This window comes from Mesorhizobium sp. M7A.F.Ca.CA.002.04.1.1 (assembly GCF_004022805.1).
In the GTDB taxonomy this organism is placed as follows: Bacteria; Pseudomonadota; Alphaproteobacteria; order Rhizobiales; family Rhizobiaceae; genus Mesorhizobium; species Mesorhizobium ciceri.
Window position 1 is genome coordinate 1 of record NZ_RZPL01000126.1, and the last position, 10,266, is coordinate 10,266.

At 63.5% G+C, this 10,266-nt stretch carries 7 protein-coding genes; 5 read left to right on the forward strand and 2 right to left on the reverse strand.

Features of this window, described 5'->3' with window-relative positions:
* Positions 1-584: 584 nt before the first annotated feature.
* Both ENZ75_RS09355 and ENZ75_RS09360 read left to right on the forward strand, forming a co-directional pair.
* Complete coding sequence (locus ENZ75_RS09355; RefSeq protein WP_063169935.1) at positions 585-2,591, forward strand: long-chain fatty acid--CoA ligase; 2,007 nt, start codon at positions 585-587, stop codon at positions 2,589-2,591.
* Positions 2,588-3,325 (forward strand): methyltransferase, encoded by a 738-nt coding sequence (locus ENZ75_RS09360; RefSeq protein WP_027161817.1) that lies wholly within the window; start codon positions 2,588-2,590, stop codon positions 3,323-3,325. The genes ENZ75_RS09355 and ENZ75_RS09360 overlap by 4 nt, the downstream gene beginning before the upstream one ends.
* 359 nt (positions 3,326-3,684) lie before the next feature.
* Here ENZ75_RS09360 and ENZ75_RS09365 read toward each other — a convergent pair whose 3' ends face one another.
* Both ENZ75_RS09365 and pgi read right to left on the reverse strand, forming a co-directional pair.
* On the reverse strand, positions 3,685-4,407 hold the full coding sequence (locus ENZ75_RS09365; RefSeq protein WP_063169934.1) for an HAD family hydrolase: 723 nt from the start codon (positions 4,405-4,407) through the stop codon (positions 3,685-3,687).
* A gap of 5 nt (positions 4,408-4,412) precedes the next feature.
* On the reverse strand, positions 4,413-6,056 hold the full coding sequence (pgi, locus tag ENZ75_RS09370; protein ID WP_082826639.1) for a glucose-6-phosphate isomerase: 1,644 nt from the start codon (positions 6,054-6,056) through the stop codon (positions 4,413-4,415).
* Between the two features lie 323 nt (positions 6,057-6,379).
* Between pgi and ENZ75_RS09375 the strand changes: the two genes are divergently transcribed.
* From ENZ75_RS09375 to ENZ75_RS09385, 3 genes are all read left to right on the forward strand, one after another.
* Positions 6,380-7,873 carry a PLP-dependent aminotransferase family protein gene (locus tag ENZ75_RS09375; RefSeq protein ID WP_024503382.1) on the forward strand — a complete coding sequence of 498 codons (1,494 nt, stop codon included), beginning with the start codon at positions 6,380-6,382 and terminating at the stop codon, positions 7,871-7,873.
* 192 nt (positions 7,874-8,065) lie between these two features.
* Positions 8,066-9,655: a trimethylamine methyltransferase family protein gene (locus ENZ75_RS09380; RefSeq protein WP_027161820.1), complete on the forward strand. Its 1,590-nt coding sequence runs from the start codon at positions 8,066-8,068 to the stop codon at positions 9,653-9,655.
* A gap of 62 nt (positions 9,656-9,717) precedes the next feature.
* A partial coding sequence (locus tag ENZ75_RS09385) for a Rieske (2Fe-2S) protein (protein ID WP_164887771.1) occupies positions 9,718-10,266 on the forward strand: 549 nt, incomplete at its 3' end.

The window sequence follows — 10,266 nt, forward strand, 5'->3', positions numbered from 1 at the left end:
GCGGTATACGGCGCCGGATCGAAACCTTCCGGCGAAGCTTCCGCGCAGTAGACCAGAGTTTTCGCATTGGCCATGCCGCCCAGGACGCTTGCAGCCAGCAACGCGGCTGCAAAAGTCAGCTTCTTATTCATTGAGCACTCCCTGATGTTCTTCCAAGCCCCTCTATCAGGCTCGCGAAGCGCGCATATAAGCACCGTTTTTCCGGCTTTGGAACACCCCGTTTGCTTACCCCGCGGGAAGCAGGAAAAAAATCCGCAACTTTGCCAAATTGCAGAAAAAATTAGCCGTTTCTTCCGTTCACGAGATTATTAACAGCCGAATTTTTTTATTGATCGCCAGGCTGACGATATAAATGTTCCCGGCGCTTCCGAGCGGCCGTGGGATGCGTCAGGACACCGCCTGGAGCGCTGGCGGCGGCAAAGACTTTCGACGGCAAATCTTTCGCCGCGTTGCCGCAAGGGCAAGACTTGCACGCTCACCAAGGGAGGCAATACATAGGGTGTAGCGGCCGCAGCGGAGGACGCCCTTGCCAATTCAGGGGCGAGTGCGGCACGGATGAACAAGACTTGTCCAGGGAGGAACGGTTGGCAAAAGCATCAAGGACGACGGCGCCGGTGAAAGCGGGAGCCAAGGCGCCGTCGAAAGCAGCCGGTACTGCCAAGCCGAAAGCACCCGTTGCCAAAGCCGCCAAGCCGAAGGCGGCCGCGGCACCTGTAAGGGCAAGCACAAAGCCGGCGGTGAAAGCCCCGGCCAAGGCTGCGGCCGGAAAGACGGCGCCGGGGCGTAAAGCGGGTGCGGCAAAGCCCGCTGCCAGGCCGGCCTCGAAGGCCGCGGCAGCGGTGAAGGCCCCACCGGCGGCAAAGCCGGCCGACGCCACCGCCAACCGATTGCCGAAAGCGCTGACGGCGCTGGCCGCCGGCTTGCCGGAAAAGCCGTGGCTCAAGAGCTATCCGAAAAACGTGCAGGCGGAGATCGGCGCCCTGCCCTACAGCTCGATCGGCGATTTCCTCGTCGCCGCCTGCAAGCAGTTTTCCGCGCAGCCGGCCTTCACCTGCATGGACAAGTCCATCAGCTACACCGATGTCGAGCGGCTGTCGGCGGCCTTCGGCGCCTACCTGCAATCGAAGGGCCTGCAGAAAGGCGCGCGCGTCGCGCTGATGATGCCCAACGTGCTGCAATATCCGGTGGCGATGATGGCGATCTTGCGAGCGGGTTATGTGGTGGTGAACATCAATCCGCTCTACACGCCGCGCGAGCTCGAACACCAGCTGAAGGATTCCGGGGCGCAAGCCATCGTCATCCTGGAGAACTTCGCCAACACCTTGCAGGCGGTGATCGCCAGGACCGCGGTCAAGCATGTGGTGGTCGCCGCGATGGGCGACATGCTTGGCGGGCTGAAGGGCACAATCGTCAATTTCGTCGTGCGCCGCGTGAAGAAGATGGTGCCGGCATGGTCGCTGCCCGGCCATGTCAAGTTCAATGCCGCCATGAAGGCCGGCGCCGGTATGGGCTTCAGGCCGGCCAAGGTGGCAGCCGACGATGTCGCCTTCCTGCAATATACGGGCGGCACCACGGGCGTCTCGAAGGGCGCCACGCTGCTGCACAGCAACGTGCTCGCCAACGTCGCGCAGAACGCGCAGTGGATGGAGGACGCCTACACGATCAAGCCGAAACCCGCGCATCCCAACTTCATCTGCGCGCTGCCGCTCTATCATATCTTCGCGCTGACGGTGAACGCGCTGATGGGCATGCAGCAGGGCGCCCGCAATGTGCTCATTCCCAATCCGCGCGACATCCCAGGCTTCGTCAAGGAATTGCAGAAATATCCGGTGCACATCTTTCCCGGCCTCAACACGCTGTTCAACGCGCTGCTCAACAATGAGGATTTCCGCAAGCTCGACTTCAAGCCGCTGGTGCTGACGCTGGGCGGCGGCATGGCGGTGCAGAAGGGCGTCGCCGAACGCTGGAAGGCGCTGACCGGATGTTCGGTCACCGAAGGCTACGGCCTCTCGGAAACCTCGCCGGTGGCCACCGCCAACAAGTTCACCGCCGGCGACTTCACCGGCACCATCGGCTTGCCGCTGCCCTCGACGGAGATCGCCATCCGCGACGAAGACGGCAACAATTTGCCGCTCGGCGAGGTCGGCGAAGTCTGCATCCGGGGGCCGCAAGTGATGGCGGGCTACTGGAACCGGCCGGATGAGACCGCCAAGGTGATGACCAAGGACGGCTACTTCAAATCCGGCGACATGGGCTTCATGGACGAGCGCGGCTACACCAAGATCGTCGACCGCAAGAAGGACATGATCCTGGTCTCGGGCTTCAACGTCTATCCCAACGAGCTCGAGGAAGTCGTGGCGATGCATCCGGGCGTGCTCGAAGTGGCGGCGATCGGCGTGCCGGACGAGCATTCGGGCGAGGTGCCGAAACTGTTCGTGGTCAGGAAGGATCCGGCGCTGACCGCCGAGGCACTGACCGCCTTTTGCCGCGAGAACCTGACCGGCTACAAGCGGCCCAGATACATCGAATTCCGCACCGAACTGCCGAAGACGCCGGTCGGCAAGATCCTGCGGCGAGCGCTGCGCGAATGATTGCAGCCGGCGGCGCGGATGCCGTAGATGCACCTTGCCGTCCTGACCCGGCAGAGTTCATCAGGACGAACATGCGCCTCGCCCCGGTGCCGTCGGTGCCTGAGATCCAGCTTTTTACACCGCACCCGGCCAGTGGCCTGAGACGGCTTACCGATACGCACCAAAGCGCTGACGACGATGACGACACGATCGAGGCGGACAACAATGGACCTGAGCCGCAGCCGCCTTACTGGGCTTACGTGTGGGCCGGCGGCGCGGTGCTTGCGCGCCATATACTGGATCATCCGCAAACGGTAGCCGGTCGCCGCGTGCTCGACCTTGGTGCCGGCTCCGGCCTTGTCGGCATCGCCGCAGCCAAGGCCGGTTCGCGCGAAGTGATCGCCGCCGAGATCGACCGTAACGGCGTTGCCGCGATCGGCCTCAATGCCGCGGCCAACGGCGTCGAGATCGCCATTGTCGACAAGGACATTACCACGGGTCCCCCGCCGGCGGTCGAGCTCGTGCTTGCCGGCGACGTGTTCTACGGCCCTGAGGTTGCTCTGCGGGTTATCCCGTTCCTCGACCGCTGCCTGGCGGCCGGCATCGAGGTGCTGGTCGGAGATCCCCGCCGCAACGACCTGCCGCTGTCCCGGCTGCGATTGCTCGCCGAATACAAGGTGCCGGATTTCGGCGACGCGAAGGGGGCTGCGACGAGGCTTAGCGGCGTCTTTTCGTTTGAGGAGGGAGCGCGCTGACGCCACAGAGCAAGCCTAAATTCTACTCATTGTGGACAAACATCGAGGGCAGAAAATAGATTCGACTAGCCGTTGGTCGGAGAAGTCGAGTGGCGTGGATTAAAGTTGTTCAACGTATCGGTTTCACAGTTTGCCCAAAATGCGAAAATCGGGGCTTCGATCTTCAGCCAGGCGAAGACATCGACAGCGCAAAGCGCCAAGATCAGGTGCGGCAAATGCGGGTACGTTTGTTCTGCTGATGAGTGGCCCATTGTGTCCGAAAACAAACCAGAAGCTCGATAGTTTCCATGGACTGCTCCCCCATCTCGGCCATTGGCAGAAAATCCCGAGGTGAATCGAGTTTGACCTAGCCTTTCCCGTCAGATCGTCTCCCTGACCCGCGCCGAGAGAAAATCCGGCAGGTCGGCGACCGAATCCAGAACCACATCGGCAATGCCGGCCAGCGATTCGCGGGTGCCGGTGCCGGAGAGCACGCCGACCGCCAGCCCGCAGCCGCCGGCACGTGCCATTTCGAGGTCGTGCCGGTTGTCGCCGACCATGGCGATTTCCGCCGGCTTGAGGCCGGTGAGATCGCTAAAGGCCTGGATGGTGTCGGGCGCCGGCTTCGGATTGGCCACCGCGTCGTAGCCATAGGCCGCGTCGAACAATTGAGCGACGCCGAGCGTGACCAGCGTCTTTTCCGCGCCGCTGGTCGAATCGTTGGTGGCGACGCCAAGCCGGTAGGATTTCCTGTGCAGTGCCGTCAGCGTATCGACGATGCCCGGCAGCGCCACGGCCATCGCCGAGCCTTGTACGGAGGTGATCTCGTTGAAGCGGGCAACCGCAAGCATCTGATCCTCGTTGGACAGGCGTGGGAACCACAATTCGACGACGTCGAGATTGGTGCCGGAGGCAAAGATGGAGTCCGGCTTGAAACGCTTGTTGGCGAAATCGAAGCCGGCAGCGGCCAGCAGCCTGTCGGCTTTCCAGCGATCGCCTTCCGACGCATCCATGGCCATGAAGTCGGCAACGCCGAGCCAGGTGGCGTTGAAGTCGACAAGCGTGCCGTCCTTGTCGAACAATATTCCCTTGATGTCTGCCAAGCTTTTCACTCCGAGCCACGCAAATGCTGGATGAATCCCACAAGGCCAGCGGTCGATGCATCCCGATTGGCGGCACTTTCCTTGCCCTCCACGACAGGCAACAGGCCGGTGGCCAGTTCCTTGCCGAGTTCGACGCCCCACTGATCGAAGGAGTTGATGTTGAACAGCGTGCCCTCGACGAAGACGCGGTGCTCGTAGAGCGCGATCAGCCGGCCGAAGGTGCGCGGGTCGAGCTTTCTGTAGAGGATGGTGACCGAGGGACGGTTACCCGAGAAGACGCGGTGCGGCGCGATCTTGTCGACCTCGGCCGGCTTCATGCCCTTGGCCAGCATCTGGGCGCGCGCCTCGTCCAGCGTGCGGCCCTTCATCAGCGCTTCCGACTGCGCCAGGCAGTTGGCGAGCAGCAGATCATGCTGGTGCTTGAGATCGGGCTCGTGGCCGACGGCCGCGGCAAGGAATTCGACCGGGATGAAATCGGTGCCCTGGTGCAGCAGCTGGAAGAAGGCATGCTGGCCGTTGGTGCCGGGCTCACCCCAGACCAGCGGTCCGGTCGGCGTCGTCACCGCCGTGCCTTCGAGGGTGACGCTCTTGCCGTTCGATTCCATGTCAAGCTGCTGCAAATAGGCCGGCAGCCTGGACAGGCGCTGGTCGTAAGGGATGACGGCGCGCGCCGGGTAACCGCAGATCACGCGATGCCACCAGCCGACCAGTCCCAGCAGCGCCGGCAGGTTCTCCTGCACCGGCGCGGTGCGGAAATGCTCGTCCATCTCATGCGCGCCATCAAGGAAGGCGCGAAAATTCCGCGGGCCGACAGCGATCATCACCGGCAGGCCGATGGCACCCCAGAGCGAATAGCGGCCACCGACCCAGTCCCAGAAGCCGAAGACGCGATCGGGCGCGATGCCGAACTTGGCCACCAGGTCGAGCGCGGTCGAGACGGCGGCGAAATGCTTGCCGACCGCTTCCTTGCCGAGCGCCTTCTCCACCCAGTCGCGCGCCGTCTGCGCATTGGTCATCGTCTCGACGGTGGTGAAGGTCTTGGAAGCGATGATGAAAAGCGTGGTCTCGGCGGAGAGGCCCTTCAGCGTGTCGTGGATATGGGCGCCGTCTATGTTGGAGACGTAATGCGCGCGCGGCCCGTCATGATAGGGCGCCAGTGCCAGCGTCGCCATGGCCGGGCCGAGATCGGAACCGCCGATGCCGATGTTGACGATGTCGGTGATCTTCTTGCCGGTGGCGCCGGCCGCCTTGCCCGAGCGCACGGCATCGGCAAAGGCGCCCATGGCGTCGAGCACGGCGATGACGTCCGCCTTGACGTCCTGGCCATCGACGGTGACGCCCTTGCCGGTCAGGTTGCGCAGCGCCGTGTGCAGCACGGCACGGTCCTCGGTGACGTTGATCTTCTTGCCCGCGAACATGGCGGCGCGGCGGCCTTCGAGATCGGCGGCCTGCGCGAGCTTTTCCAGCTGCTCCATGGTGGTCGCGTCGACCGCGCACTTCGACCAGTCGAGCAGCAGATCGCCGTCGGTGGCGGAGAATTCCACGAACCGCTTGGGATCGGCGGCGAAGGTCTGGCGCATGCTGGCGGGCGCCGCCGCGCGGTGGTCGCGCAAGGCGGCGAGCTGTTTTTGAAAGGACGATTGATCCACTGCCAAACTCCGAGACCTCGAGCCATCATTACGGACCGGATGTTTCCGGCGCGTGTCGTCGCGACAATCTATCGGGCCGAACTCCACCCGTATCAATGCGCAGCGATGACGCACACCCACACGCCGCCATGACGCACGATGTCATCGCCGGGATGAAGCGCCGCGTCACCCCACGATGCCGCAACGCGGCATCAAAAGGACGTGAAGGATCACTGGCATAAATCCCAACGATCAGAAAAATTGATTGGCGCAACCCCTTGTGCCACGGTTACGTTCGGCTGGTCCAGCCAAACGAAAAAGGCTGGCCATCGAGGAAATCTCCCATGCCACAGCGAAACGACACGGCGATATGGTCCGGCCTGTTCCGGATTTCGGCCGAATCCGGCCAAACCCTGCAGGCGCAGATCCGCCAGGCCATCGTAGCCGCCATTCTCGACCGCCAGATCGCCGCTTCGATGCCGCTCCCTTCCTGCCGCATCCTGGCCGAAAAACTCGGCGTCGCGCGCGGAACCGTGGTGCTGGCGTTCCAGCAGCTCGTCGACCAGGGTTTCCTGGTGGCGCGCGAGCGGCGTGGCCATTTCGTCAATCCCGATGTGCTGGCGACACCGGCCAAGCCGCACCAGAAGGCGCCCGACCAGGCCAATGAGATCGACTGGAAGGCACGCCGCAAGATCGCCGCAAGCGACATGCCGCCGCCGGCCAAGCACGAGAACTGGATCAAGTCGTCCTATCCTTTCGTCTACGGGCAGTTCGACCCGGCGCTGTTCCCGACCGCTGAATGGCGCGAGTGCAACCGCATGGCGCTTGCCGTGCTGGAAATCCGCAACTGGGCATCCGATATGGTCGACCGTGACGATCCGCTGCTGATCGAGCAGATCCAGGCGCGGCTCCTGCCCCGGCGCGGCATCTTCGCCAATCCCGACGAGATCATCGTCACGCTGGGCGCCCAGAACGCGCTCTACATGCTGGCGACGCTGCTGATGTCCAAGGGCTCCAAGGTGGCGATGGAGGACCCCGGTTACCCCGACGCGCGCTCGATCTTCCGCCTTGCGGGCGCAGAGATACAGCCGGTGCCGGTCGACCAGTCCGGCATCGTAACTGCTTCTATTCCCAATGATTCCGGCTTCGTCTTCGTCACGCCCAGCCATCATTGCCCGACCATGGTGCCGTTGTCGGCGGAACGGCGGCAGGATCTTCTGGCGCGCGCCAACCGCTACAACCAGATCATCATCGAGGACGGCTATGACAGCCAGCTTCTCGACGAGGCACCGCAGCAAGCGCTGAAGAGCCTCGATCGTTCCGGCCGCGTGGTCTATGTCGGCTCGATGTCCAAGACGCTGGCTCCCGGCCTGCGGCTCGGCTACATCGTGGCGTCTGCCGGACTGATCGCGGAGCTCCGGGCGCTGCGCCGCTTCATGCTGCGTCATCCGCCGGCCAACAATCAGCGCGCCGTCGCACTGTTCCTGTCGCTCGGCCACCACGAGGCGCTGGTGCGGCGGCTGTCGTCAGCCTTCGACGAGCGGCGCAAGCGGCTGGTCCATGCGATTTCCGCCTTCCTGCCGGAATGGCGCTCGACCGATTCGGCCGGCGGTACGTCGCTGTGGCTCGAAGGGCCGCGCGGCACCGATTCGCGCGGGCTTGCCGAGGCAGCGGCCTCGCGCAGCGTCATCATCGAGCCAGGCGACCGCTTCTTCGATCGCACTGAAAAGCCTTCGCGTTTCATGCGGCTGGGCATCTCGTCGATCGCGCTACAGCACATCGAGCCAGGCATCCGCGAACTGGCCACGGCCGCCGGACGCAGACCCGCGGCCGCCTGATCCATCATCGACCTCTCGTGACCGGAGCCGCTCGCAGCGGCTCCGGTATTTTAGTTCTGGCACATGGAACTGAGCCAGCTGGCCCATAGGATGGGCCAGTGCCGGCGGCATAGTCGGCGTCATCAGGGGAAGAAGCAGGCCGATGGTGGACCAACCGCCACGAGTTCCTGCCGACGAAGTTGGAGTGCTTCCATGCCAGTGGCTGTCGAACAGCAGGACACGCCGGCGAACCGTCGTCCACAACGCTCCGGTCTTCGCGAAACAGGACATGCCATGCGATCATCTCCCCTGGTGGAGGATGCCAGACCACAGCACAAGGCCATCGAGGGCGGCGGCTACGGGCCGCTTCGCGGGGATGACCGCGAGCGTATCCACGAAGGCGTGCTGACGCTTCTGGAGACAGTGGGTTTCGCCAACGCCATTCCTTCCTGCATAAAGGTGCTGACCAAGGTGGGGGCGATCCATGGCGACGATGGCCGGGTCCGCTTTCCGCGCGCGCTCGTGCTCGACACCATCAAGCGGGCGGCACGACATTTCACGCTTCATGGCCAGGACCCCAGGCACGACATGGTGGTCCAGGGCAAGCGCGTGCACTACGGCACGGCAGGCATCGCCGTGCACCTGGTGGATCTGGAGAAGCGTGAGTACCGCGAATCCAAGCTGCAGGATATTTATGATGCCGCCCGCATCGTCGACGGGCTGGACAACATTCATTTCTTCCAGCGGCCGATGGTGGCGCGCGACATCGCCGATCCGCTCGAGATGGATTTCAACACGCTTTATGCCTGTGTGATGGGAACATCGAAGCACGTCGGAACATCCTTCACGGTGCGTGAGAACGTGAAGCCTGCACTTGAAATGCTGTACGCCATCGCCGGAGGCGAGGAGAATTTCCGCGCCCGGCCATTCGTTTCCAACTCCAATTCATTCGTCGTGCCGCCGATGAGGTTCGCCGAGGATGCCTGCGGCGTGCTCGAGGCCTGCGTCGAAGGCGGCATCCCGATCCTGCTGCTGTCGACCGGCCAGTCGGGCACGACGGCACCCGCCGCGATGGCCGGCGCCGTCGTGCAGGCAGTGGCCGAAGTGCTGGCCGGCCTGGTCTATGTCAACGCGCTCAAGCCCGGCCATCCGGCGATCTTCGGCGCATGGCCGTTCATGTCCGACCTGCGCACCGGCGCCATGGCCGGCGGGTCGGCCGAGCAGTCGGTGGCAACGGCGGCCTGTGCCCAGATGGCGCAATTCTACGACCTGCCCGGTGGCTCCGCCGCCGGCATGACGGATTCGAAATTGCCCGATATTCAGTCCGGCTACGAAAAGGGCATCACCAATGTGATGGCCGGCCTCTCCGGCCTCAACCTCGTCTATGAGGCGGCCGGCATGCATGCCTCGCTGCTCGGCTTCTGCCTGGAGAGCCTGGTCATCGACAACGACATGCTCGGTCATTGCCTGGGCTGCGCGCGTGGCATCGACGTGACTGACGAGGCCCTGTCGATCGACAGCATCGCGGAGGTCTGCCTCAAGGGTCCAGGCCACTATCTCGACAACGAACAAACGCTCAAGCTGATGCAGACCGAGCACTTCTATCCTGCCCTCGGCGATCGTTCCTCGCCGAAGGAATGGAACGAAAAAGGCCGGCCTGATATATTGCTGCGTGCGATCACCGAGAAGAAGCGCATTCTTGCCGAACGATTTCCGCGCCATGTGCCAAAACAGGTCGACGACAGATTGCGTGCCCGTTTCGGCAACCTGATCCACCTGCCGCGCACGCATATGGGCGGCTGACCGGAGACAAGTCTCGTGCAGCCATACAGCCATACACGACCAACCATCGGGCAGAACGACAAATGAGTGTGCATCCTATCCAGCAAGCCCCCACCGACGGCGACGCGATCGATCGGCTGGTGGCATCTCATCGGCCAGGCCACGGCCTGGTGCGTGCCTTCTATCATGACCCGGCGATCTTCGAGCGCGACATGGAACGGGTCTTTCGCCGCCACTGGCATTGCCTGGCCCACGCCAGCGTTATCCCGAACCCCGGCGATTTCGAGCTGTTCAAACTGGGCGACGAGGCGGTCATCCTGACACGCGGCATGGATGGCACCGTGCATGCCATGCTCAACGTCTGTCGCCACCGCGGCGCCGAGGTCTGCACCAAGCAGAAGGGCAACGCGAAGATGTTCGTGTGCCCCTACCACGCCTGGGCCTATTCCAATGACGGATCGTTGCGCGCTGCCCGCCTGATGCCAAAGGATTTCGACCGCACGGCGCACGGGCTGAAGAAGCTTCATGTCCGCGTCGCATCCGGTCTGGTCTTCATTTCCTTCGCCGAGACGCCGCTCGATTTCGATCCGATCGAACAGTCGCTGCGAACGAGCTGCGGCCAGTATGGCTGG

What these genes read in the sequence shown, in the direction of transcription:
- ENZ75_RS09360 (WP_027161817.1), top strand. Translation starts at nt 2,588, where the DNA reads ATGATTGCAGCCGGCGGCGCGGATGCCGTAGATGCACCTTGCCGTCCT.
- ENZ75_RS09375 (WP_024503382.1), top strand. Translation starts at nt 6,380, where the DNA reads ATGCCACAGCGAAACGACACGGCGATATGGTCCGGCCTGTTCCGGATT.
- ENZ75_RS09380 (WP_027161820.1), top strand. Translation starts at nt 8,066, where the DNA reads ATGCCAGTGGCTGTCGAACAGCAGGACACGCCGGCGAACCGTCGTCCA.